The 22576-nt window shown below is 66.4% G+C and carries 28 protein-coding genes and 1 tRNA gene; 12 read left to right on the top strand and 17 right to left on the bottom strand.

Annotation, left to right across the window (positions count from 1 at the left end):
• Position 1 precedes the first annotated feature (1 nt).
• Positions 2 to 922 (top strand): hydroxymethylglutaryl-CoA lyase, encoded by a 921-nt coding sequence (locus KBW95_RS04350; protein ID WP_211527579.1) that lies wholly within the window; start codon positions 2 to 4, stop codon positions 920 to 922.
• A gap of 111 nt (positions 923 to 1033) precedes the next feature.
• On the opposite strand, the gene KBW95_RS04355 is transcribed toward KBW95_RS04350, so the two are convergent.
• Positions 1034 to 1110: transfer RNA gene (locus KBW95_RS04355), tRNA-Pro, on the bottom strand.
• Positions 1111 to 1271: 161 nt separating this feature from the next.
• Here KBW95_RS04355 and KBW95_RS04360 point away from each other — a divergent pair.
• The gene (locus KBW95_RS04360; protein ID WP_211527580.1) at positions 1272 to 1793 is read left to right on the top strand and encodes a hypothetical protein; all 522 of its coding nucleotides are present in this window, start codon (positions 1272 to 1274) and stop codon (positions 1791 to 1793) included.
• A gap of 15 nt (positions 1794 to 1808) precedes the next feature.
• Here the strand turns inward: KBW95_RS04360 and rsmI are convergent, their stop codons facing one another.
• Positions 1809 to 2714, bottom strand: coding sequence for a 16S rRNA (cytidine(1402)-2'-O)-methyltransferase (gene rsmI, locus KBW95_RS04365; protein WP_211527581.1), 906 nt, complete (start codon positions 2712 to 2714; stop codon positions 1809 to 1811).
• A 14-nt stretch (positions 2715 to 2728) separates the two neighbouring features.
• Here rsmI and KBW95_RS04370 point away from each other — a divergent pair, with 14 nt between their 5' ends.
• From KBW95_RS04370 to KBW95_RS04390, 5 genes are all read left to right on the top strand, one after another.
• Positions 2729 to 4012 (top strand): penicillin-binding protein activator, encoded by a 1284-nt coding sequence (locus KBW95_RS04370; protein ID WP_211527582.1) that lies wholly within the window; start codon positions 2729 to 2731, stop codon positions 4010 to 4012.
• 1 nt (position 4013) lies between these two features.
• On the top strand, positions 4014 to 4370 hold the full coding sequence (locus KBW95_RS04375; RefSeq protein WP_211522964.1) for a YraN family protein: 357 nt from the start codon (positions 4014 to 4016) through the stop codon (positions 4368 to 4370).
• Between the two features lie 71 nt (positions 4371 to 4441).
• The gene (locus KBW95_RS04380; protein ID WP_211522965.1) at positions 4442 to 5038 is read left to right on the top strand and encodes a phosphoheptose isomerase; all 597 of its coding nucleotides are present in this window, start codon (positions 4442 to 4444) and stop codon (positions 5036 to 5038) included.
• A complete protein-coding gene (locus KBW95_RS04385) occupies positions 5031 to 5669 on the top strand; it encodes a BON domain-containing protein (RefSeq protein WP_229429544.1) in 639 nt (212 codons plus the stop codon). Before KBW95_RS04380 ends, KBW95_RS04385 begins: the two co-directional genes overlap by 8 nt.
• 71 nt (positions 5670 to 5740) lie before the next feature.
• Positions 5741 to 6259, top strand: a complete 519-nt coding sequence (locus KBW95_RS04390; RefSeq protein WP_211522966.1) for a peroxiredoxin — start codon at positions 5741 to 5743, stop codon at positions 6257 to 6259.
• On the opposite strand, the gene KBW95_RS04395 is transcribed toward KBW95_RS04390, so the two are convergent.
• From KBW95_RS04395 to KBW95_RS04415, 5 genes are all read right to left on the bottom strand, one after another.
• Positions 6256 to 6681 carry a PaaI family thioesterase gene (locus tag KBW95_RS04395; protein ID WP_211523098.1) on the bottom strand — a complete coding sequence of 142 codons (426 nt, stop codon included), beginning with the start codon at positions 6679 to 6681 and terminating at the stop codon, positions 6256 to 6258. The two genes, KBW95_RS04390 and KBW95_RS04395, sit on opposite strands and share 4 nt — an antisense overlap.
• A gap of 200 nt (positions 6682 to 6881) precedes the next feature.
• A complete protein-coding gene (locus KBW95_RS04400; protein WP_211527583.1) occupies positions 6882 to 8864 on the bottom strand; it encodes a helicase-related protein in 1983 nt (660 codons plus the stop codon).
• Between the two features lie 230 nt (positions 8865 to 9094).
• Positions 9095 to 10087, bottom strand: coding sequence for a lipoyl synthase (gene lipA, locus KBW95_RS04405; protein ID WP_211522968.1), 993 nt, complete (start codon positions 10085 to 10087; stop codon positions 9095 to 9097).
• 21 nt (positions 10088 to 10108) lie between these two features.
• Entirely contained in the window at positions 10109 to 10807 is a 699-nt protein-coding gene (lipB, locus tag KBW95_RS04410) for a lipoyl(octanoyl) transferase LipB (RefSeq protein ID WP_211527584.1), read from the bottom strand.
• Between the two features lie 89 nt (positions 10808 to 10896).
• Positions 10897 to 11163 carry a DUF493 family protein gene (locus tag KBW95_RS04415; protein WP_211527585.1) on the bottom strand — a complete coding sequence of 89 codons (267 nt, stop codon included), beginning with the start codon at positions 11161 to 11163 and terminating at the stop codon, positions 10897 to 10899.
• A gap of 329 nt (positions 11164 to 11492) precedes the next feature.
• Here KBW95_RS04415 and KBW95_RS04420 point away from each other — a divergent pair, with 329 nt between their 5' ends.
• Positions 11493 to 11786 (top strand): PAAR domain-containing protein, encoded by a 294-nt coding sequence (locus KBW95_RS04420; protein WP_229429545.1) that lies wholly within the window; start codon positions 11493 to 11495, stop codon positions 11784 to 11786.
• Between the two features lie 13 nt (positions 11787 to 11799).
• Here the strand turns inward: KBW95_RS04420 and KBW95_RS04425 are convergent, their stop codons facing one another.
• From KBW95_RS04425 to KBW95_RS04440, 4 genes are all read right to left on the bottom strand, one after another.
• Positions 11800 to 13809 (bottom strand): DUF6600 domain-containing protein, encoded by a 2010-nt coding sequence (locus tag KBW95_RS04425; RefSeq protein WP_211527586.1) that lies wholly within the window; start codon positions 13807 to 13809, stop codon positions 11800 to 11802.
• Between the two features lie 140 nt (positions 13810 to 13949).
• Positions 13950 to 14594 carry a LysE family transporter gene (locus KBW95_RS04430; protein ID WP_211527587.1) on the bottom strand — a complete coding sequence of 215 codons (645 nt, stop codon included), beginning with the start codon at positions 14592 to 14594 and terminating at the stop codon, positions 13950 to 13952.
• A gap of 121 nt (positions 14595 to 14715) precedes the next feature.
• Positions 14716 to 15000 carry an HU family DNA-binding protein gene (locus KBW95_RS04435; protein WP_211522973.1) on the bottom strand — a complete coding sequence of 95 codons (285 nt, stop codon included), beginning with the start codon at positions 14998 to 15000 and terminating at the stop codon, positions 14716 to 14718.
• Between the two features lie 79 nt (positions 15001 to 15079).
• Complete coding sequence (locus KBW95_RS04440; RefSeq protein ID WP_211522974.1) at positions 15080 to 15289, bottom strand: BrnA antitoxin family protein; 210 nt, start codon at positions 15287 to 15289, stop codon at positions 15080 to 15082.
• Positions 15290 to 15488: 199 nt separating this feature from the next.
• On the opposite strand from KBW95_RS04440, the gene KBW95_RS04445 reads away from it, so the two are divergent.
• The gene (locus KBW95_RS04445; RefSeq protein ID WP_211527588.1) at positions 15489 to 16430 is read left to right on the top strand and encodes a DUF808 domain-containing protein; all 942 of its coding nucleotides are present in this window, start codon (positions 15489 to 15491) and stop codon (positions 16428 to 16430) included.
• Positions 16431 to 16463: 33 nt separating this feature from the next.
• On the opposite strand, the gene KBW95_RS04450 is transcribed toward KBW95_RS04445, so the two are convergent.
• On the bottom strand, positions 16464 to 16976 hold the full coding sequence (locus KBW95_RS04450; RefSeq protein WP_211527589.1) for a hypothetical protein: 513 nt from the start codon (positions 16974 to 16976) through the stop codon (positions 16464 to 16466).
• Positions 16977 to 16992: 16 nt separating this feature from the next.
• Entirely contained in the window at positions 16993 to 17469 is a 477-nt protein-coding gene (locus KBW95_RS04455) for a hypothetical protein (RefSeq protein WP_211522977.1), read from the bottom strand.
• A 36-nt stretch (positions 17470 to 17505) separates the two neighbouring features.
• On the opposite strand from KBW95_RS04455, the gene KBW95_RS04460 reads away from it, so the two are divergent.
• Genes KBW95_RS04460 through KBW95_RS04470 form a run of 3 tightly spaced genes read left to right on the top strand, consistent with a single transcriptional unit; the run spans position 17506 to position 20320 of the window.
• Entirely contained in the window at positions 17506 to 18795 is a 1290-nt protein-coding gene (locus tag KBW95_RS04460) for an SDR family oxidoreductase (RefSeq protein ID WP_211527590.1), read from the top strand.
• Entirely contained in the window at positions 18796 to 19260 is a 465-nt protein-coding gene (locus tag KBW95_RS04465; protein WP_211527591.1) for a DUF2269 domain-containing protein, read from the top strand.
• A gap of 34 nt (positions 19261 to 19294) precedes the next feature.
• Positions 19295 to 20320: an NAD(P)-dependent alcohol dehydrogenase gene (locus KBW95_RS04470; protein WP_211527592.1), complete on the top strand. Its 1026-nt coding sequence runs from the start codon at positions 19295 to 19297 to the stop codon at positions 20318 to 20320.
• A 14-nt stretch (positions 20321 to 20334) separates the two neighbouring features.
• On the opposite strand, the gene KBW95_RS04475 is transcribed toward KBW95_RS04470, so the two are convergent.
• The 4 genes from KBW95_RS04475 to KBW95_RS04490 are packed head-to-tail and all read right to left on the bottom strand — an operon-like array spanning position 20335 to position 22569.
• Positions 20335 to 21105, bottom strand: a complete 771-nt coding sequence (locus KBW95_RS04475; protein WP_211527593.1) for a glutaminyl-peptide cyclotransferase — start codon at positions 21103 to 21105, stop codon at positions 20335 to 20337.
• A gap of 32 nt (positions 21106 to 21137) precedes the next feature.
• The gene (locus KBW95_RS04480; RefSeq protein WP_229429546.1) at positions 21138 to 21617 is read right to left on the bottom strand and encodes a DUF6644 family protein; all 480 of its coding nucleotides are present in this window, start codon (positions 21615 to 21617) and stop codon (positions 21138 to 21140) included.
• Positions 21617 to 21955: a DUF6152 family protein gene (locus tag KBW95_RS04485; RefSeq protein ID WP_211522982.1), complete on the bottom strand. Its 339-nt coding sequence runs from the start codon at positions 21953 to 21955 to the stop codon at positions 21617 to 21619. Before KBW95_RS04485 ends, KBW95_RS04480 begins: the two co-directional genes overlap by 1 nt.
• A gap of 47 nt (positions 21956 to 22002) precedes the next feature.
• A complete protein-coding gene (locus KBW95_RS04490) occupies positions 22003 to 22569 on the bottom strand; it encodes a histidine phosphatase family protein (RefSeq protein WP_211527594.1) in 567 nt (188 codons plus the stop codon).
• Positions 22570 to 22576 lie beyond the last annotated feature (7 nt).

Consider the following 22576-nt stretch of genomic DNA (forward strand, 5'->3'; position numbering starts at 1 on the left):
AATGATTCAACAACCCGGCCTGCCGAAGAAGGTCAAGATTGTCGAAGTGGGGCCGCGCGATGGCCTGCAGAACGAGAAAGAGGCGCTGTCGGTCGATATCAAGGTGGAACTGGTCGAGCGCCTGGCGCGCGCCGGCTTCGCCAACGTGGAGGCGGCGGCCTTCGTGTCGCCCAAGTGGGTGCCGCAGATGGCCACCAGTGCCGAGGTCATGGCGCGCATCGAGCGCCTGCCCGGCGTGATCTATTCGGCCCTGGTGCCGAACATGCAGGGCTTCGAGCTGGCGCTGGCCGGCAAGGCGGACGAAGTAGTGGTGTTCGGCGCGGCCTCGGAAGCCTTCTCGCAGAAGAACATCAATTGCTCGATCGCCGAGTCGATCAAGCGCTTCGAGCCGGTGGCCAAGGCCGCCAAGGACCATGGCCTGCGCCTGCGCGGGTCGATCAGCACGGCCTTCGGCTGCCCCTACCAGGGCGAGGTGCCGCTGGATGCGGTGGGCGACGTGGTGGCGCGCATGCGCGACCTGGGCTGCGACGAGATCGATATTGCCGACACCATCGGCGTGTCGACGGCCCGCAAGACCCAGGCGGTGATGCTGCGCGCGGCGCAGGAATTCCCGATCGAGAAGCTGTCGGGGCATTTCCACGATACTTACGGGCAGGCGCTGGCCAACATCTACGCGGCGATGGAAGTGGGCGTGGCGATCTTCCACTCGTCGGTGGCGGGGCTGGGCGGTTGCCCGTACGCCAAGGGCGCGACGGGGAATGTGGCGACCGAGGATGTGCTGTACCTGATGCAGGGGCTCGGGATCGAGACGGGCGTGGACCTGGATCAGATCGTCGATGCGGGCTTGTTCATTTCCGAGAAGCTGGGGCGCAAAAGTGTGAGCCGGGCGGGGAATGCGCTGGCGGCGAAACGCGCCGGTTGAGTTCCCGGTACGCACGCAAACTTGGATCCCGGCCGGGATCCAAGTTTTTTCGCGCAGCCGCGAAAAAGAAAAAGGCCGACAACTTTCGCTGTCGGCCTTTTCTTTGAATCTTGGTCGGAGTACAAGGATTCGAACCTTGGACCCTCTGGTCCCAAACCAGATGCGCTACCGGGCTGCGCTACACTCCGAGAAGACAGATAATAGCCCGTCGGCGTGACCTGGTCAAGGTTTCGCGGCAAAATACCCCGAAATGTCGCATTCTTCGACACAGATGAGGTGACCGCGAGGTGACCATACAGTGACTTTCACAGCATCCTACGCCAACCGGCGGCTGTTCTTCGGTATCGCCGTGTCGCTGACCGTGCACCTGCTGTTCGTGCTCGGCTACCGCGGCCTGGGACCTGCGGCGCCTGTGTTTGCCCTCGCCGAACCGGCGCCGATCGCCGTCACGATCCGCCCTCCCCCTCCGCCGGAACCGCCGCAACGCCTGGCGCCGCCGCAAACACCGGCCGCTTCCCGGCCCGCGCGCACCGCGCCCCGGAAAAAAATCATCGCCGTGCCAAAAACGCCAAAAAAAGAAGCAGAGGCCCCCTTCATCGTCCAGCAGCCGGAAACGCCGCCCGAGGACGCCCCCAAATTCGACATGGAAGCCGCGCGCCGGATTGCACGCGAGAACGCGCATCTGCGCGATCCCGGCAAGGAGGGAACAGCGCTGGCGCAATTTCCGGAAGAACCGCTACAGACGGAATCGAAGCTGGCACGCGCCATCAGCAAGGCCAAGCGCCCGAATTGCAAGGACGGCATCCCGGGAGGCCTGCTGGCGCCGCTGTACCTGATGATGGACAAGAAAAACAGCGGCTGTAAGTGGTGAACGCCGCGTTTCTTCCTACTCGCCCTTGATCTGCAAAGCGCGCTCGTACAAGGCGTTCTTCTTGCGCCCCGTGATCTGCGCCGCCAGGTTCGCCGCCTGCTTCACGCTGCACTCGGTGAGCAGGATCTGCAGGATGCGCTCCGCTTCCGCATCCTGTTCGTCGGTCTCGGCCACCGCGCCTTCCACCAGCACGACGAACTCGCCGCGCTCGCGGTGCTGGTCGGCCTTCACCCAGGCCAGCGCCTCGCTCAGCGCGCAGCGGTGCACTTCCTCGAACAGCTTGGACAGCTCGCGCGCGAACACCACCTGGCGCGTCGGCTCGAAGGCCTCCATCAGGGCTTCGACGCAATCGACGATCCGGTGCGGCGCCTCGTAGAACACCAGGGTCGAGGCCTCGCGCACCAGGGGCGCCAGGGCCGCCTCGCGCTGCCTGGACTTGGCCGGCAGGAAGCCGACGAAGTGGAAGCGGTCGTTCACCAGCCCGCTCGCGGACAGCGCGGTAATCGCCGCCGACGGCCCCGGCAGCGGCACCACGTTCAGCCCGGCGTTGCGCACCGCATCGACGATGCGCGCGCCTGGGTCGGACACGGCCGGCGTGCCCGCATCGGAAACCAGGGCCACGCGCTGGCCCGCCTGCAGGCGTTCGACGATCTTGTCCGCCACCTCGCGCTCGTTGTGCTGGTGCGCGGCGATGGTCTGCTTGTTCAGGCCGAAGCGCTGCAGCAAGGCCCCCGTCTTGCGCGTGTCTTCACAGGCTACGACGTCGGCCAGCGCCAGCAGGTGCAAGGCGCGCAGCGTGATGTCGGTGACGTTGCCGATCGGTGTAGCCACGACATACAGCGTTGCGGTAGGATAGGACTGCTGGGCCGCCTCGCCCATGACGGGAAGCCGGGCGATGTCGATGGTCTGCTGTTCTGCCATAAAAAGAGGTTCCGATGCTGAAGAAGAATAATTTCAAGGGCCTGCGCGCCGCGATCACTGCCCTTGGCGCCATGAGCGTAGCAGGTTTGCTCACCGCCTGCGGCAGCACACCCTTGCCGCCCGATACCGGCTGCGGCGTGCCGGGCGGATTGTGCGCGCCCAGGGCGCCGGTGACAAGTGCGCCGCCTGTCGAACCAAGCTATACCCCGCCGCCCCCTGCCGACGCGGGCACGCGCACCAGTCCGGTCGAACTGCCGCCGCGCGCCGACGGCACAGCGGCCGCGCCGCTGGCCGGCGGTCCCGGCGCACGCATCGCGCTGCTGCTGCCGCTCGAATCGCAAGCCCTGGCGCAGCCGGCCGAAGCGCTGCGCGCCGGCTTCATGGCCGCCTGGGAACGCGACCGCGCGGGCGTCACGGTCAACGTGGTGCCCACCGGCGACTCCACCCAGGCCACGCTCGACGCCTACGCGCGCGCCGCCGACCAGAACGACATCGTGGTCGGCCCCCTGGCCCGTTCCGCCGTGGCCGCGCTGGCGTCCAGCGGCAGCCTCCGCAAACCAACGATTGCCCTCAATCACCCGCAAACCGGCGGCCCGCTGCCGCGCCAGATGCTGGTCATCGGCCTGTCGCTGGAAGACGAAGCGCGCCAGGTCGCCGACTGGGCCGCCGCCGAACAGCCGGGCGGCCGCGCCCTGATCGTCACCGGCCCGGCCGCCTGGCAGCAGCGCCTGTCCGGCGCCTTCGCCGCGCGCTGGTCGCAGCTGGGCAACACGCATGCGGTGGCCGAACTGCCGATCGCCGACGGCTATGTCGACGGCAATGCATTGGCCGACCTGCGCGCACGCCTGCAGGCCGAGCCGCCGCAGCTGGTCTATGCGGCGCTCGACGCGGTGCAGCTGCGCCAGGTGCGCAGCGCGCTCGGCACCTCGCTGCCGACCTACGGCACCGCCTCGGTCAACCCGGGCCGCGATCCCGGCGCCGCCGCGCCGGAGCTGGCCGGCGTGCGCATCCTCGACCTGCCCTGGGCCGTGCAGCCCGATCATCCTTCGGTCAGCGTCTATCCGCGCTGGAGCGGCAACGAGGGTGTCGACACCCAGCGTCTGTACGCGCTCGGCATCGACGCCTTCCGCATCGCGCGCGAGCTGGCCCTGCGCCCGGGCAGCGTGTTCGAGGTCGACGGCGTGACCGGCCGCCTGAAGATCGACATGGGCGGCGCCACGCCAAGCTTCCGCCGTGATGAAACCGGCGTCGTCTATCGCGACGGCGGCGTGTTCGAACAAGCGGCTTTCGGGCGCTGACATGTGGCTCGGGCGCCTGTCATTACGGCAGGCCCAGGGCCAGGACTGGGAACAGGCCGCCCTCGCCTACCTCAAGCGCCACAAGCTGACGCCGGTCGAGCAGAACTTCCGCTGCAAGGCCGGCGAAATCGACCTGATCATGCGCGACGGCGCTTCCCTGGTATTCGTCGAGGTGCGCCAGCGCAGCGGCGCCGGGCACGGCGGGGCCGCCGCCAGCATCACTCCCGCCAAGATCCGCCGCCTGACCCGGGCCGCCCAGGTCTACCTGTTGCGTTTTCCCGTCACTCCACCCTGCCGTTTCGACGTGATTGCCATCGACGGCGAGCGGATTTCCTGGCTGAAGGACGTGATCAACTGAGTCATTGAAATGTAAGCAATTTTTACCATCATTGCCCGCCCGTGCTTGCCACTGCACTATAATCGTCGGCTATGAACACTCAACGCATCCTCGCTCACTTCCAGGAGAGCGCCGACCTGAAGATGAAGTCGGCCGCGGCCCTGTCCCCATCCATTTCGCAGGCGGTCGAACTGATGTTCTCCGCTCTGTCCAACGGCAACAAGATCCTGGCATGCGGCAACGGCGGTTCCGCCGCCGACTGCCAGCACTTTGCTGCCGAACTCGTCGGGCGCTTCGAGCGCGAGCGCTTCCCGCTGCCGGCGATCGCACTGACCACCGATACCTCGATCATGACGGCGGTGGGCAACGACTACAGCTTCAAGGAGATCTTCTCGAAGCAGGTGCAGGCCTTCGGCCAGGCGGGCGACGTGCTGCTGGCGATTTCGACCTCGGGCAACTCGGCCAACGTGCTGGCGGCGGTCGAGGCGGCGCTGGAGCGCGAAATGCGCATCGTAGCCTTCACCGGCAAGGACGGTGGCGCGCTCGGCAAACTGCTGACCGACGCCGACGTGCACATCAATGTCCAGCATGCCCGCACCGCGCGCATCCAGGAAGTGCACCTGCTTGCCATTCACTGTATTTGCGACGGTATCGACGTCGCGCTGTTCGGAGGAGATGAGAATGCGTAATGCGCGCCGGCCCATGGCCGTGCTGTTGACCAAAGTTGTCCTGGGTTCCGCCCTGCTGGCTTCGCTGCAGGGCTGTGTCGCCCTGGTCGCGGGCGGCGCCGCCACCGGCGTGATGGCCTCGCTGGACCGCCGCACCCTGGGCATGCAGACCGAAGACAAATCGATCACGGTCAAGGCCGAGCTCAAGATGCCGCAGATCACCGGCGAGAACGGCCACGTCAACGTCACCAGCTACAACCGCCGCGTCCTGCTGACCGGCGAAGTGCGCGACGAAGCGATGAAGCAGGCGGTCGAGCGCGAAGTGCGCGCCATCGCCAACGTGGTCTCGGTGATCAACGAGCTGGAAATCGCCGGCCCGTCGAGCTACACCTCGCGTTCCAACGACGCGCTGATCACCACCAAGGTCAAGGCCAGCCTGGTCGACATGAAGACCGTGTCGGCGAACTCGTTCAAGGTCACGACCGAGCGCGGCGTGGTCTACCTGCAGGGTCTCGTCACCCCGCGCGAAGGCAATATCGCCGCCGACGTCGCCAAGGGCGTGTCGGGCGTGAACCGGGTCGTGAAGGTCTTCGAGTACATCAGCGAAGAAGACGTCAAGCTCCTGGACAAGAACGCCCAGCCGGCCCAATAAGCTGCAATGAGCGAAACCTGAAACATCGGCAGGACTATAATGGTCCTGCCGTTTTTTTATCCGCATCGACCATGACCGCTCCTACCTCTTCCCGTTCCTGGGTCAAGCCCGCCGCCATCGCCGCGGTGGTGCTCGCGCTGGCCGGCGTCGGCTATGCCTCCTTCAGCAGCAGCACGCCGGCGCCCGACGTCACCTTCATCGGCATCGATGGCGAGAAGATCTCGACCGCTTCGCTGCGCGGCAAGGTGGTGATGGTGAACTTCTGGGCCACGTCCTGCGTCACCTGCGTCAAGGAGATGCCGGCGATGGTCGAGACCTACAACAAGTTCAAGGGACAGGGGCTGGAGTTCGTCGCCGTGGCGATGCAGTACGACCCGCCCAACTACGTGCTGAACTTCACCGAGACGCGCAAGCTGCCGTTCAAGGTGGCGATCGACTCCGCCGGCGACATCGCCAAACAGTTCGGCGACGTCAGCCTGACACCGACCACCTTCGTGATCGACAAGCAGGGGCGGATCATCAAGCGCTATGTCGGCGAGCCGGATTTTTCGCAGCTGCAGGCGCTGCTGCAAAAAGAACTGGCTGGTTAAGCCTTCGGATACAGCAGCATCTGGGTGCAGCGGAACAGGGCGATGGTCTTGCCGCTGGCCTGGTCGGTGACCGTCGCATCCCATACCTGGGTCGTGCGGCCGCAATGAACGGCCGTGGCGACGCACGTGATCAATCCTTCGCGCGCGGTGCCGAGGTGGTTCGATTTCAGTTCGATGGTGGTGAAGCTCTGGGCGCCTTCCGGGAGGTTGCTGATGCAGCCGTAGCCGGCGCAGGTATCGGCCAGGGTCACGACGCTGCCGGCGTGCAGGTAGCCGTTGGGAGCCAGGTGGAAGGGTTCGACCTTCATCTCGGCCGCGACCTTGCCGGGGCTGACTTCGAGGATGCGGATGCCCAGGTGGCCGGGGAAGAAGGCGGAGCCGAACTGGTTGAAGGATTCGGGGGTGTGCTTGGTGGTCACGATGTGTCGCTCGTTAGTGCAAAAGCGGGATCGTACACGGTGTCGGTTGTTTACGCTGGAGGGTGCACTCGAATCTGTAGGCTGCTCTTCGAAACTTGGGTTCCGGCTTTCGCCGGAACGACGGTCTTAAGGCGGACCACTAGCGGTTGAGTCGTCGTTCCGGCGAAGGCCGGAACCTAAGTTCGCAGAACAGCCCGGAAATCTTAACGCCTCCGGCGCCCGCCCCCTTCCCCACGCCTCTGCCTCGCCGCCGCATTCTGCTGCTGCAACAAGGAATCCACCCTCTCCGACGCCTCGCGCGCCAGCTCCTGCGCCTGCTCGATACTCGGAAAGAACTCCGGCTCCCGATACCCCAGCCACGCATACGCCGAGTACATGCGGCAGGTATCCTCGACCTCCTGCAAGTTCATGTAGAACAGCTGCTGCGGATGCGGCGTCAGCTTGCACACCTTTTTCTTGGCCAGCGACAGCGCCCAGTGCTCCCAGGCGCTTTGCAGCATCGGCACCTTGGTCGAAATCGGCACCAGCGACAGCATGAACTTCTCCGCCACCGACAGCGGCAAGGTATCGAGCCATTCGGCGCGCTCGTTCTGCTCCTCGGTGATGCGCGGATAGAAGAAGCCGTCCGGTACGTCGATGTTGTGCACGAAGCGCTTGAGCAGCTTCACCAGCGAGGTCTCGCCGGTCACCGACGAGATCCGGTGCAGCTGCTCCAGCGAAGGCGCCACCGCGAAGCCGGTGGCCGGCACCGGCGGGATCTTTTCCTTCATCAGCGAGCGCATCACCGAATGCGTCTCGTCGTCGTAGCCCGCGACAAAGCCTTCCTCGTGCACGCCGTAGCGCCCTGCCCGGCCGGCGATCTGCTTGGCCAGCGCGGCGGAGATCTCTTCCTCCTCATAGCCGTTGTACTTGACTGCGGTGGTCATCACGATGCGCGCGATCGGCATGTTCAAGCCCATCGCCAGCGCATCGGTGCCGACCACGATGTCGGCCTGCCCTTCGCGGAAGCGTTCGGCCTGGGCCCGCCTCACCTCCGGCGACAGGTTGCCGTAGACGGTCGCCACCGACAGGCCCTTCTCGGTAATCATGTCGCGCCACATCAGCACGTCGCGCCGCGAGAAGGCGATCACCGCGTCGCCCCGGCGCAGGTTGGACAGCTTGCGCACAGGCGAATCTTCCATCGCCAGCGGCGCCATGCGCTTGAGGACGTGCACTTCGAGCGGCACCTCCAGGCGCTCGGCCAGGGCCTCGATCGCGCGCCGCGCTTCCGGGGCGCCGACCAGGTAGACGGTGGCTGCCGGGGCGCCGCACACGGCCGTGGTCCAGGCGGCGCCGCGGTCGCGGTCGGCCAGCATCTGGATCTCGTCGATCACGGCGACTTCGACCTGGCGCTTGGTGTCCAGCATCTCGACCGTGCTGGCCACGTGGGTCGCGCCTTCCGCCAGGCGGCGTTCCTCGCCGGTGATCAAGCTGACCTTGATCTCCTCGCCATGCGGACGGGCGGCCTGCAGGCGCTCGTAGTTTTCGAGCGCCAGCAGGCGCAGGGGCGCGAGATAGACGCCGCTGGAAGCCTTGGCCAGCGCTTCCATCGCGCGGTGGGTCTTGCCGGAATTGGTGGGCCCGAGCAGCGCGATGAACTTGCGCGGCATGCGGCTGGCCACCTCGAAGGACTGCGGATACTCGGCCAGGTTGATGCTTTCCTTGGTGCGCGCGGCGTGGCGCTCTTCCTGCTCGCGTTCGACCGCATGGGTCAGACGCTGCGAAATGCGCTGGAACACGAATTCGGCCGGCTCGGAGGTTTCCAGCTCGTCGAGCACGTCGAGGAAGAGCATGGGGTTCCAGCCGAATTCGTCGGCGTCCTCGGCGATGTCCTGGACGAATTCCTCGGTCTCGGCATGCAGGCGCGCGATGGCGTCCTCAGAGGTGCGTTCCTCGATCAGCTCGCGGCGCGCCAGCAGGTCCATCTTGCGCCACTTGCTCGGCTTGGCCAGCACACCGCGCGCCGGCACCAGGCGGTAGGGCACGCGCAGGCCTTCGTAGCGCACTTCGCCGGAGAATCGCAGGAAGACGCGGCCTTCCATCTTGACCAGCTCGATGCCGCGGCGATCCAGCTCGAGCTCGCGCTCCAGGTAGGCGTCGTCGTCTTCGGTGTTGTCGGAAGGGGGATGGTCTCGGTGCTCACTCATGGTCGTTTGAACGATGTCTTCTTGTTATCAACTATAGCGTGGATGCGGCAGGCGCAGCGTTTCGATGCGGGGAGGAAAAAAGGGTCTCACACACCGCCATGATTGTTCCGTTAGCGCAAAAACACGTCGTCCCCGCGAAGGCGGGGACCCAAGTGCTGCCCGCGCTAACGAAACGCTGGCAAACTTGGGTCCCCGCCTTCGCGGGGACGACGTTGGAGGCTGCTGGTGGGTTAAGCGGCGACGCCTGCGTCGTGCGCCTGCTGGTCTGCGTGGTAGGACGAACGCACCATCGCGCCCACTGCGGCGTGCACGAAGCCCATCTCGTAGGCCTTCTCTTCGAACATCTTGAAGGTGTCCGGGTGCACGTAGCGGCGCACCGGCAGGTGCGAGTTCGACGGCGCCAGGTACTGGCCGATGGTCAGCATGTCGATGTCGTGCTCGCGCATGTCGCGCATCACTTCCAGGATCTCTTCGTCGGTCTCGCCCAGGCCCACCATCAGGCCCGACTTGGTGACCGCGCTCGGGTACATCTTCTTGAAGTCGCGCAGCAGCACCAGCGAGTGCTTGTAGTCGGCGCCCGGGCGCGCTTCCTTGTACAGGCGCGGCACGGTTTCCAGGTTGTGGTTCATCACGTCCGGCAGGCCGTCGGCGAAGATGTTCAGGGCCTTTTCCAGGCGGCCGCGGAAGTCCGGCACAAGCACTTCGATCTTGGTGTTCGGCGACAGCGCGCGGGTCTTGGTGATGCACTCGACGAAGTGGCCGGCGCCGCCGTCACGCAGGTCGTCGCGGTCGACCGAGGTGATCACGACGTAGGACAGGCGCAGGTCGGCGATGGTCTTGGCCAGGTTGCCCGGCTCGTTGACGTCCAGCGGGTCCGGACGGCCGTGGCCGACGTCGCAGAACGGGCAGCGGCGGGTGCACTTGTCGCCCATGATCATGAAGGTCGCGGTGCCCTTGCCGAAGCATTCGCCGATGTTCGGGCAGCTGGCTTCCTCGCACACCGTCACCAGGTTGTTGGCGCGCAGGATGTCCTTGATCTCGTAAAAGCGCGAGGACGCGGTCGCCGCCTTTACGCGGATCCAGTCCGGCTTCTTCAGGCGCTCGGTCTCGGCGATCGGAATGATCTTGATCGGGATGCGCGACGTCTTGCTGGCGCCCTTCTGCTTTTCGCTGGCGTTGTAGGCGGAGGCGGCGGCGTTGCCGTTATCGATTTCGGAAGTCATTGGCGTATGCCCTCAGGGCGTTCAGTTGGTTTGTTCGGTGACGGGCTCGGTGCTGCCGAGGTCGCTGGTGGCCAGCTGGCGCACCAGTTCGCGCGCCAAAGCCTGCTGGACGTCGGCCAGCGGCGCTTCGACGCCCATCGTGCGCATGTCGACCGTGGCCAGGCCGGAATAACCGCAGGGGTTGATCCACGTGAACGGCGCCAGGTCCATGGCCACGTTCAGCGACACGCCATGGTAGGTGCAGCCGTTGCCGCGCACTTTCAGGCCGAGCGCGGCGATCTTGGCGCCCTTGCGCGGACCGTCCGCCATGTAGATGCCCGGTGCGCCCGCGACGCGTTCACCCGCAAGATTATACGCCGCCAGCACATCAATCACCGCTTGTTCGATTTTCGCAACAAATTGGCGGGCGTACAGCTTGCCGCCCGGCTTGTTGCGGCGCAGATCCATGAGCAAATAGATAACGACCTGGCCGGGACCGTGGAAAGTCACTTCGCCGCCGCGGTCGGTCTGCACTACCGGAACGTCGTGCGGCGCCAGCACGTGGGCGCGGTCGGCGCCCAGGCCCAGGGTGAAGACGGGCGGGTGCTCGACGATCCACAGCTCGTCCTGGGTGTCCGGCGTGCGCGCATCGGTGAAGGCGCGCATGGCGGCGAAAGTGGGTTCGTACTCGGCGCGGCCGAGCTCGCGGATGATCGGCGTGGCGGGACGTGTCGTTGACATGAAGGTATCAAACGGGAATATGGACGGCCCCGTCATTATAAGCCAGCGCGATTCCCTGCGCCGACGGGGCCGCTTTTCCAGCCTGATCCTTAGAGAACCATCTTCACCATGTGGTGCGAGGACAGGGCGCGATAGACGTCGTCCAGCATCTCCCGGCTGGTGGCGCGCACGATGCAGGTCAGGCCCGTGTAGTTGCCCTTGGCGGAAGGACGGCTCTGCAGCTTGCCTTCGTGGAAAGTGGGGTCGTACTTGACCACGACCTCGATGATCGTCGCGGCGAAATCCGCGTGCGTCGCGCCCATCACCTTGATCGGGAAGTCGCTCGGGTATTCGATGAGGGATTCTTTCGGGTCCATGGTCCTAGTCCTGTCTTTTAAAGGTGGCATTGTAGCCAAAGCCATAGATGGTGCTGGATTGACGAAAAAAAAGGCCGGCTGATTGCCGGCCTGAACTATTCCCATTCCTTGGGGGACATAGCGGGACATACACATCGCTTTGGACCGGGAGGACAGCCCGCCGCGATGAGTCAACTGTAACGAAACAGTTCCCGCAACTCGACCGGGATGTGACGAGCTGCAGTTTTCGCGGCATGAACGGGAAAACTGGGCCTGGCACGCTTGCGCGCTCTCAAACCACCACGCATGCGCAACCCTAGAGTGGAAGCTTGCCAAAGGAGCCAGACATCATGATGCGCGCATTGATCCTCAAGGGCGATCCCACCTCGCACGGCGGCGAAGTCCTCGAAGGGAACGAATTCATCCGGGTCAACGGCCGGCCGGTCGCCCAGCGCGGCCACATGACTTCCTGCCCCCGGTGCGGCGGCGAATTCCCCATCGTCGAGGGCATCCGCTCGCACTGCATCGGCGGCATCGGCGCCGCGCTGGAAGGCATGAAGACAGGCTGCGGCGCCGAACTGATCGCGACCACGACCGCCGGCTGCATGCTGCTCGACGACGGCGCGGGCAGGGAGGCCGGCTAGGCGCGGCTGCGCTTCAACGGTCCTGGTGGCGTCCGCGCCCTTCGTCAGTGTATCCACGCTGTTCGTTACGGGCGCGGGCCGCTGCGGGCACCGGGGACGGCTCGGCCTGCATCGGCATGGCGCGCGGCGGCGGGGCGACGGCCTGGGGCGGCGGCATGCTCGGACGTGGTGGCGGAGCGACGGCCTGGGGTGGCGGCATGCTCGGGCGTGGAGGCGGAACCGCCGCCTGGAGCGGCGCCATCTGCGGAGGCGGGGGCGCAGCTTGCGCGACCGGTGCGGGCGCTGCCTGCACCATGGGCGCCGGCATCGCAGCCGGCTGCGGACGCTGGCGACGGCTCTCGAAAGCGCTGCGTGCCTCGTCGCGTCCGCTCTCACGTCCGCTTTCGCGCCAGTTCTCACGCCCGTCGTCGTCGCGCTCCATGCGCTGCCAGCTGCGGACCGGCGCCGGTTGGCGCTGCGTCACCGGCGGCTGCGCAGCCGGCGGGACAGGGGCCACCAGCGGCGCAGGGGCGGGGAGAGGAGCGGGCGCCGGCGTGACGATGCGCCCCTGCTGCGCGAAGCCGGAGACCGGCGCGGCGCTCGTCGATTGCTGCTGCGGATGCGTCGACAGCACAGGCGGACGCTGGCCGCGGGCGTAGCGTTCGCGCTCGCGCTCGCGCTCGCGGCCATTTTCGCGGGCCTCGCGCTCGGCTTCCCAGCGCTGGCGCTCGGAACGATCACGCTCGAGCCGGTCCAGGCCGGTGCGCTCGCGCACAGCCAGCGGCGGCGGCGGGGCGCCGGTGGCAGTCCCGGGCGCCACCAGCGGCGGGGTAGTCGCCTTCGGCAGGCTCGACACCACGACCGGGCCGCGCTGGCCGAACTGGGCCTGCGGCACCACGGTCAGGCCGCGATGCCGGTAATCCGGGCGGCGGTCCGGCCCGGTCTGGTCGCGCGTGCGCCAGCCATGCGAATTCAGGCGGCGCAGGCGCTCGTCCGACAGGCGGTAGCCCGGCACGAAGCGGTCATGCGGCCCGAGCGGATACCAGCCCTGGGCCGGCATCCGGCGCGAATGGAAGTGCAGGTTCCAGTCGCCGCCGCCGACCCAGCCCACCAGGGCCGGCGCCCACACCGGGCGGTGCTTGTGGCGGCCGGGCGCCCAGGCCCAGCGGTTTTTCACGTGCACCCAGCGGCCGTAGTGGAAGGGCGCATAGCCCCAGGGCGCGTTGTCGACCCAGGTCCAGCCCCAGGGCGCGATCCAGGTCCAGCGGCCGTCGCGGTAGGGCACCCAGCCGGCGGCCACGCTCGGTATCCACAGGTGGCCGTAGTCCGGATCCTGGCTCCAGCTGCCGTAGCGGTCCAGCTCTTCGTAGCCGGTCATCTCGGTGGTGACGTAGCGCGCGGAGACCGCGCTGTCCTGCTGCCTGTCGCGCGTGAGCGACCAGTCGTCGAAGACGTCGCGGCGCGCCTGCAAGGTGCGCACGTCGTCCTCGCGCACCTCGGCGCTGCGGCCGGCACGCACCAGCAGGCTGGCGCCGGCGCCTTCGACCTGGGCCTCGCCGTCGAACACGCTGACCAGGCTGGTGTCGCGCACGCGCTCGGCGTCCACGCGCAGGCGGCCCGGGCGGTTCATCCGGACGCGCGCCTGCGGCGTCGTGAGTTCGAATTCCGGCGCCACGTCCTCGCTCACGATGCGCACGCTGGCGCTGCCGTAGTGCAGGCGCAGGCGCAGGCTGTCGTCGTCCAGCTCGGTCACTTCGAGGGAGCTGTCGCCGTCCAGGCGCACCGAGGTCGAGCCGATGCGCAGCTCGGTGCGCGCGCCGGGCGCGGTGGTGACCAGGTTGCGCGAGGTGACCGGCCAGTTGACCAGGGCGTCGCTGGCGGCTTCGTTGACCTCGCCATTGATGGTGACCTTGCCCTGGGTCAGCGACACGCGGCCGACGCGGCCGGGCGGCTCGGTCTCGAGCAGGTCGTCCTGCGCCACCGCGAGCGTGGAAAACACCGCCAGGGCAAGCGCGGCAGCGGTCTTGGTCAAACGGATGGTCATGGCGGGCTCCAGCGAAAACGCGGACGGAAGGTGTCCACCTGATTACAACGCAGGCGCTGTTTCAGGGACAACAGGCGTTACAGAAAGTTGCACCTGGATCGTGACAGAAACCCGCGCGCGTCACAATCGCGCCATCTCCATCAAGCCGGCTGGCCGCCGCGCTTGACGAAGAACAGCATCGAGCCGATCACCATCAGCACCGCGCCGAAGACGCGGTTCTGCAGCTGCATGGCGCGCGGATCGCGCAGGAAGCGCTGCATCGAGGCCGCCAGGGCGGCGTAGCCATGCATCACGATGGAGTCGATGGTGACCATGGTCACACCGAGGATCGCCAGCTGGGTCAGCAGCGGCGCATCTTTCGAGATGAACTGCGGCAGCACCGCCACCATGAAGATGATGCCCTTGGGATTGGTGGCATTGGTCAGGAAGCCCGTCAATACACGCTTGCCGAGGGAAGGGTGGGCTTCCAGGCCTTCGGTGCTGGCCATCGGGCCGCTCGACGGCGCCGCGCGCCACTGGGCGATGCCCAGGTAGATCAGGTAGAGCGCGCCGACCACCTTCACCACCGTGAAGGCCAGCGAGGAAGCCAGCAGCAGGGAGCCCACGCCGGCGCCGGCGATGATCAGCACCAGGATCAGGCCCAGCTGCAATCCCAGCACGGTGCCGCTGGCTTTCTTGAGGCCGTAGGCGAGGCCGTGCGACATCGACAGCACGGCGCCGGAGCCGGGCGAAATGGCGATCAGGGTACCGGCAATGACGAAGGCGATCCAGGTAGCGAAGCTCATGCTGCGGCGGGAGAAAAGGGGAAACGGAGTGAAGGGGAGATGATACAGCGGGGAGGAGAAAACCAGCTAGCGCGCGCGGCCGCCATGGAGCGGGGCCGCGGCGCGAGCCGTGGGGTACTGCTTACTTCTTCTTCGGATTGACGGCGGCCTTCAGGGTGGCGCCGGCAGCGAAGCGCGGGGTCTTCGACGCAGCAATCTTGATCACTTCGCCGGTGGCCGGGTTGCGGCCCTTGCGTGCGGCGCGCTTGGTCACCGAGAAGGTGCCGAAGCCGGTGATGCCGACCGTGTCGCCCTTTTTCAGGCGCTCGGTGATGATCTCGATGATGGTGTTCACAGCGTCGTTTGCGGCAGCGCCGGACATCTCGGTGCGCTTCGCGAATTCCGCGATCAGTTCGCCTTTTTTCATAGGTCCCTCCGGGGTTTAAAAGAGCGGGAAGATTAGCATAAATATTGCTCTGTGTAATCTCGCTCTCCCGAAGGAGGCCTTATGCGGCGCTGGTTTCTGCCATCGGACCACCCAAACGGTTGCGCAAGGCGGCATTAATCAGGGTCTGGTAGCCGGTGCCGCAGCGCTCGGACAGGTTGCGGAATTCCTTCAGGACTTCGTCGTCGAGGTAAATCGTGATGCGGGTCTTGCGTTTGGGCGGACGGCTACGGCGAACCGGTGCTGCTTGCAGGGTCGAATCGGTGTTCATGGCATCTCCTTCATTGGACGAGGCTGCAGTACCGCAGCCCACTGCTCGCACTATACGTATGCCAGCGTCGAGCTGCCCATCAAAAGCGACGAGATGCAGATTTCCGGGACTGGAATGCAAAAAGCCGCGCTGAACCGTGCGACTGGCCCCCTGTCGTCGGTTAATATGATGCGAATTTGACATTTCGGGAGCGTGACTCATGGCTGGGGGAAGTTTGCTGGCACTACTGGACGACATTGCGAGCGTCCTCGACGACGTAACGGTGATGAGCAAGGTCGCCGCCAAGAAGACAGCCGGCGTGCTGGGCGACGACCTGGCGCTCAATGCCCAGCAGGTGACCGGCGTGAATGCCGACCGCGAACTGCCGGTGGTGTGGGCGGTCGCCGTCGGCTCGCTCAAGAACAAGGCGATCCTGGTGCCGGCGGCGCTGGCCATCTCGGCCTTCGTTCCCTGGCTGATCACACCGCTCCTGATGATCGGCGGCGCCTTCCTGTGCTACGAAGGCTTCGAGAAGCTGGCGCATAAATACCTGCACAGCAAGGCGGAGGACGAGCAGCACCACGCCGAACACGTGGCGGCCCTGTCCGACCCGGCGGTCGACCTGTGCGAGGTCGAAAAGGACAAGATCAAGGGCGCGATCCGCACCGACTTCATCCTGTCGGCGGAAATCATCGTGATTTCCCTGGGCACCGTGGCAGGCGCCCCGTTCGGCCAGCAGGTGGCGGTACTGGTCGCGATCGCGCTGGCGATGACGGTGGGCGTGTACGGCCTGGTGGCGGGCATCGTCAAGCTGGACGACGCCGGCCTCTACCTGAGCCGCAAGGCGAGCAGCGCCGCACAAGGCCTCGGCAAGCTGCTGCTGGCGCTGGCGCCCAGGCTGATGAAATTCCTGTCGGTGGTCGGCACCGCGGCCATGTTCATGGTCGGCGGCGGCATCGTCGCCCACTCGCTGCCGGCGCTGCACCACTTCTCGGAAGGCGTGGCGCACTCGGTGGAAGGCGTGCCCGCCATTGGCGGCGTGCTGGCGGCGATCGCCCCGACCGTGGTCGACGCCCTGGCCGGCGTGCTGATCGGCGCCGCCGTGCTGCTGGTGGTGACCATCGTGCAGCGCATGCGCGGCAAAAAGGCTGCCGCTCGTTAATTAAGCAGCAGTCTACGCAAACAGCGTCGGCGGCTAGACTGCCGACGCGTTCAGTTTCCCCAGCCGCAAGGCCGCCATCCCATCCCTCACCGCCCACGCCAGCGCGCCCAGCGCCATCGCAGTAAGCACCCAGCTCCCCCATCCATGATCGACCGGCGCCAGCCCGGCCGGCAAGCCGCGCCAGGCCAGCAGCGCCTGCCCGGTCAGCACATACATCGCGCCCAGGTTCATGAACAGGAACAGGTGCAGCACCCGCTCCGTCACCGGCAGCACGCGCACATCGCCCTCGATCACCAGGTCGCGCGCCGACACCAGCACTTCCAGGACGAGCAGCGCCACGATCCACCACACGAAGGGACCGTGCCACTCCCACCAGGCCAGCGACAGGAACAGCAGCGCGAACAGCAGTTCGCGCGCGCTGTGCATCCTTTCCTCGCCGGCCGCTTCCGGCCGCGAGGGCAGCCTGGCCAGCAGCTCGTGGTTGAGGAACACGTCGATGCCGCCGATCACGCCGTGAACAATTAACGCATAGACATACGGCGGCACGTTTTTTCCTTCTGTTCTAGACTTTGTAGGTCTCGCTGCGGCGGCTCAGCATGGCGCCGACGGCCAGTCCGATGGCGAAGCCGCCGTAGACCACGGCCAGCGAGGGCTTGGACAGGCGCTTCTCGTAGCCCGGGTGCAGCGGCTTGGGCGTGATCTTGTAGTCGGTGAAGGCGGCCAGGGCCGAGGTCGCGGCGGCCGCGGCCATGGTGCCGACCGGGCTCTTCTTGTCCAGCACGGTGCCCGCGAAGCGCTCGAACACGAAGGACCAGAAGGTGGCGCTGGCGTGGTGGATCAGGTAGCCGGGCACGGTGTAGCGCAGCGACAGGCCGTCGCGATGTGCCGCTTTCTCGCCGTGGACGTAGTGGCTGACCGCGTTGGTGGGCGCGTACGGGCTGCCGGTTTCCTTCTTGCCCATCAGGGCCAGCGCCGCGGTCGAGAGAATGCTGGATGCGGTGCCGGATACCAGGGCGCGCTGTAATGCCGAGTTTTGCATGGGACCCTCTTTTTGATGACGTGAAAGGAAGCATGGATGCGGATCTTGCTGACGGGAGCAAGCGGTTTCATCGGACGGCACCTGCTGCAGGCGCTGCTGGCCGAAGGCCACCAGGTCGTGTGCGCAATGAGGAAGCCAAAAAGCGACAGCGATCCGCGCATCACGACTATCCATGCTGACTTCGCCAACGATACCGAACAATCCACCTGGCTGGCGCGCTTGTCGGGCATCGACGCCGTGATCAACACGGTCGGCATCTTCCGCGAGAGCGGCAGCCAGACCTTCGAGCGCCTGCATACGGAAACCCCGCGCGCCCTGTTCGCCGCCTGCGCCGAATCGCACGAGGTGCAGATGGTGATCCAGCTGTCGGCGCTGGGCGCCGACCACGAAGCACAGACGCGCTATCACCTGTCCAAGAAGGCGGCGGACGACTACCTGGCCTCGCTTCCCGTGCGCGCCTGGATCGTCCAGCCCTCGCTGGTCTACGGCCCGGAGGGCGCCAGCGCGCGCGCCTTCCGCACCCTGGCCAGCATGCCCTTCACCCTGCGTTTCGGCAGCGCTCCCCAGCTGGTGCAACCCATCCACATCGACGACCTGGTGGCCGCCATTGCTGGCCTGCTCAGGCATCGCCTGACGATTCCACCGGAACAGGGCACGGCCATGCGCGTGCCGCTGGTGGGGCCGCAGGCCATGCCCTTCACCGACTACCTGGCGGCGCTGCGCAAGGCCATGGGCATGGGCCGCCTGCACGTGCTGCCGGTTCGCGGTCCACTGGCGCGCCTGGCGGCCAAGGCGGGGCGCCTGCTGCCCGGCGCGCTGCTGGACGAGGACGCCCTCAGCATGCTGGACCGCGGCAACACGGGCGATCCTTCGCTGGCCACGCGCCTGATCGGCCACCCGCCGCGCCCCGTCTCGCAGTTCATCACCAACCCGGGCGCGGAGCGCACGCGCGCCAAGCTGGGATGGCTGCTGCCCATCTTGCGATACAGCATCGCGGCGGTGTGGATCCTGACGGCCATCGTGTCCTACGGCCTGTATCCGGTCGAGGACAGCTATGCCTTGCTGGCGCGCAGCGGCATTCCGGAAGCGCTGCAGCCGCTGATGCTGTACGGCGCCGCCACCTTCGACCTGATCCTGGGCCTGGGCATCCTGTTCCTGGGACGGCGGCGCTGGCTGTGGCTGGCGCAGCTGGCCCTGATCGGTTTTTATACGGTCGTCATCGCCTTCAAGCTGCCGGAATTCCTGCTCCACCCTTATGGGCCGCTGACCAAGAACCTGCCCATGCTCGCGGCCATCTGGCTGCTCTACGAACTGGAGGAAAAGTAGATGGAATACGTCGTCGTGAAGTGGCTGCACATCCTGTCCTCGACCTTCCTGTTCGGCACCGGCATCGGCTCGGCCTGGTACATGCTGTTCGCCAACGTCAGCCGCGACGTGCGCGCCATCGCCGTGGTCGCCAGGTACGTGGTCGTCGCCGACTGGCTGTTCACCGCCACCACGGCCATCCTCCAGCCCGCCACGGGCTTCTACATGATCCACCTGGCCGGCTATCCGCTGCACAGCAAGTGGATCATGTGGTCGCTTGCCCTGTACGTGATCGCGGGCGCCTGCTGGCTGCCGGTGGTGTGGCTGCAGATCCGCATGCGCGACATGGCGGCGGAAGCGGCCAGGGCAGGCGGCGAGTTGCCGCCGCTGTACTGGCGCTATTTCCGGATCTGGGTCACGCTCGGGGTGCCGGCCTTCCTGGCCTTCGTGGTGATCTTCTGGCTGATGGTAGCCAAACCGATGTAGTGCTAGCTTTTCCTCAACCGAGAAAGGAATACCGATGCGGGCTTACCAAATACTTCCTGGCGCAAACATCGACGGTCTGCAATGCGTCGACTATCCGGACCGCGAGCTGGGAGCGGGCGAAGTCCGTATTCGCATGCACGCCGTCTCGCTGAACTACCGCGACTTGATGGTGGCGAGCGGCAACTACCTGGTTACCGTCGACGATCCGATCATCCCCTGTTCGGACGGCGCCGGCGAGGTGCTGGCCACCGGCCCCGGCGTCACCCGGGTCCAGAAGGGCGACCGCGTGGCCGGGTCCTTCTTTCCGCTCTGGCTGGATGGTGCGCCCAGTCCGGAAAAGATCCGCCATGCCCTGGGCGGCGACATCGACGGCATGCTGGCCGAGGAGGTCATCCTGCACGAGGATGCGCTGGCCAGGATTCCTCCCGGCCTGGACTTCCTCGAAGCGGCGACCATGCCCTGCGCGGCGGTCACGGCCTGGAATGCGATCTTCGTGTCGAGCAATCACATCAAGCCGGGCGATACGGTATTACTGCTGGGCACGGGCGGCGTCTCCATCCTCGGCCTGCAGCTGGCCAGGGCGGCCGGCCTGCGCACCATCGTCACCTCCTCGAGCGACGACAAGCTGGCGCGGGCGCGCGAACTGGGCGCCCACCACACCATCAACTACCGCAGCATTCCCGAGTGGCATGACGAAGTCCTGCACCTGACCCACAACATGGGCGCCAACGTGGTGCTGGAAGTGGGCGGGCAGGGGACGGTGAACCGCTCGGTGTCGGCGGCCGCGATGGGCGGCACCATCGCCATCATCGGCGGCGTAAGCGGTTTCGGCGGCGAGGTGAATCCGGCCTCGCTGCTGGCCACGGCCAAGCGCATGGTCGGCATCTACGTCGGCAGCCGCATCATGCTGGAAGATGTGATGCGCTTCGCCGACACCACTGGCGTCAAACCGGTGATCGACCGCGTGTTCCCGTTCTCCCAGGCCCAGGAGGCCTACCGCTACATGGAATCGGGCTCGCACTTCGGCAAGGTGGTGATCGATGTCACCAGTCAGGGATGACCAGCGGCGGCTGATTATTTTTTCAGCGGCACCAGTTCGATCTCGAACAGCTTGGGCCACAGCTTGCCGGTGACGAACAGGCGCTGGCTCTTGCCGTCCCAGGCGATGCCATTGAGCACGGCGTCGGGACTGCTGGTGCCGCGCTGGTCTTTCGGCAGCAGGCCGGTCAGGTTGATCCAGCCGATCACCTTGCCGCTGTCCTTGTCGATGCGGGCGATGACGTCGGTGCCCCAGATATTCGAATACAGCTCGCCGCCGACCACTTCCAGCTCGTTGAGCTGGTTGATCGGCGTGCCTTCGGCAGTCACCTGGATGCGGCGCAGTTCCTTCATCGTCTTGGCGTCGAGGATGCGGATGAAAGAGCTGCCGTCGCTCATGTACAGGTGCTTGGCGTCGTTCGCCAGGCCCCAGCCTTCGCCCACGTACTCGAACTTCTGCTTCAGCTTGAAGCTTTTCAGGTCGAACACATAGCCCACCTGCGAGGTCCAGGTCAGGCCGATGAGCTGGTTGCCGACCGCGGTCGCTCCCTCGCCGAACACCTCGGGCGGCAAGTCCTGCTTCTGGACCACCTTGCCGCTCTTGAGTTCGACCTTGCGGATCGAGGACTTGCCGTTCTGGCCGGTGCTTTCGTACAGGTAACCATCGCGGAAGAACAAGCCCTGGGTGAAGGCTTGCGGATCGTGGGGGTAGGTGTTCTTGACGACGAATCCGTAGACCGGAATGGCAGCCTGCGCGGCGCTGGCCAGCGCGGAGGCGAGGGCAAGAGTGGTGAACTGTTTCAGCATGGCGTGCTCAGGAATGGCGGCAGGTGACTGTATCACACGTAGGCCAGCATCCGCCCGCAAGTGATCACGGCGATCCACAGCAGCAGCGACAGCGCCGCCTGCAGCCTGGCCCAGGCCGGGATGCCGTCCCGCCATTCGGCGGCGCGGCGGTAGGGACCGAGATGGAACAGCAGGGCGTTCACGCCCGCCGCGGCGATCAGGCACAGCTTGAGCAGGAAGACGGGATTGCCCAGCATCTCGAGCGGTTGGGTGGAAAACATCAGCAGCCCGGTCGGCACCACCAGTAAGAGGCTGCCCACCGACCAGGGCAGCAGGTGGCGCGCCAGCGCCTGGACCGGCAAGTCACGGCCGAAGCCGAGCACGCGCAGGTCGAACATCGCCACCGCGCCCACCAGCACGGCAAAGCCGAGGATGTGCGCGGTCTCGACGATGGGATAGAGCCAGGCGTGGCCGCGCATGGCGGCCGCCACCGGTGTGGACGCGACCCAGGCGGCCGCGTCCTGGTATGGCATCAGCGCAGCTCCGTGGTCTTGCTGCCGATGGTGATGCGTTCGGCGCGCAATTCGTCCGGTTTGTTGCGGTTCTGGTAGCCCACCACGGTGGCCTTGCCGCCGGTGGCCAGCATGTCCTTGGCCAGGCCCCGGTTTTCCATGCGTCCCGGCGGCGCCAGCACCACCAGCCAGGTCTTGTCGGCCGTCTTCAGGCGCACGTAGCCGTGCGGCTGCATGTAGCCGGATTCCTCGATCGTGCCGGTCAGCTGCAGTGGCTTGTCGGCATCGTATTCGCTCCATCCATGGTGGGCGGAAGCGGTGGCGGCCACCAACGTGGCCAGCAGGAACAGACGTTTCATGGGCACACTCCGGTTGAGGACAGTGCCGACGATTGTACGCCCGTTATTCACTCATGCGCACGAAGTACGCCCAGGTTGTCCAGGTAGTCGCCGGCGGGCCGGGCCACCACGATCTCGCCCTGCGCCACGGAAATGCCGACCAGGGCGCGGATGTTGATGTCGTGCGTCACCAGCACGAGGTTGGCCTTGCCCGCATAGTCCCCGGTCCTGGCCTGCACCTCGGCCACCTTGGCGCGGCGGCGTCCGTCGTCGTCGTTGAACATCGAATCGAGCATGGGGGCCGGCTCGGCCTTGCCGAACACCAGGCGGGCGGTGTCCAGGCAGCGGCACCAGCGGCTCGACAGCACCGCGCCGATGGGAATGCCGTGGCTGCGCAAGGCGTCGCCGATGCGGCGCGAGTCGCGCCGGCCGGCCTCGGACAGGTTGCGCTGGGTCGCGCAGCGCTCCAGCACGAAGCCGGGCGGATCGCCGATGCCGGGATCGGTGGCGGCGTGGCGGATCAGCAGCACATGGCCGCCTGCGCGCAAGCGCTGCCACAAGGCAGTCTCCGCTGGCGCTGCGCGCAGGGGAAAGCTGGCGGCGGCCAGCAGCGCCAGGAAGGGTCGTCGTTGCATGTCTGCC

The organism is Massilia sp. ZL223 (assembly GCF_018119395.1).
Classification (GTDB): domain Bacteria; phylum Pseudomonadota; class Gammaproteobacteria; order Burkholderiales; family Burkholderiaceae_D; genus Telluria.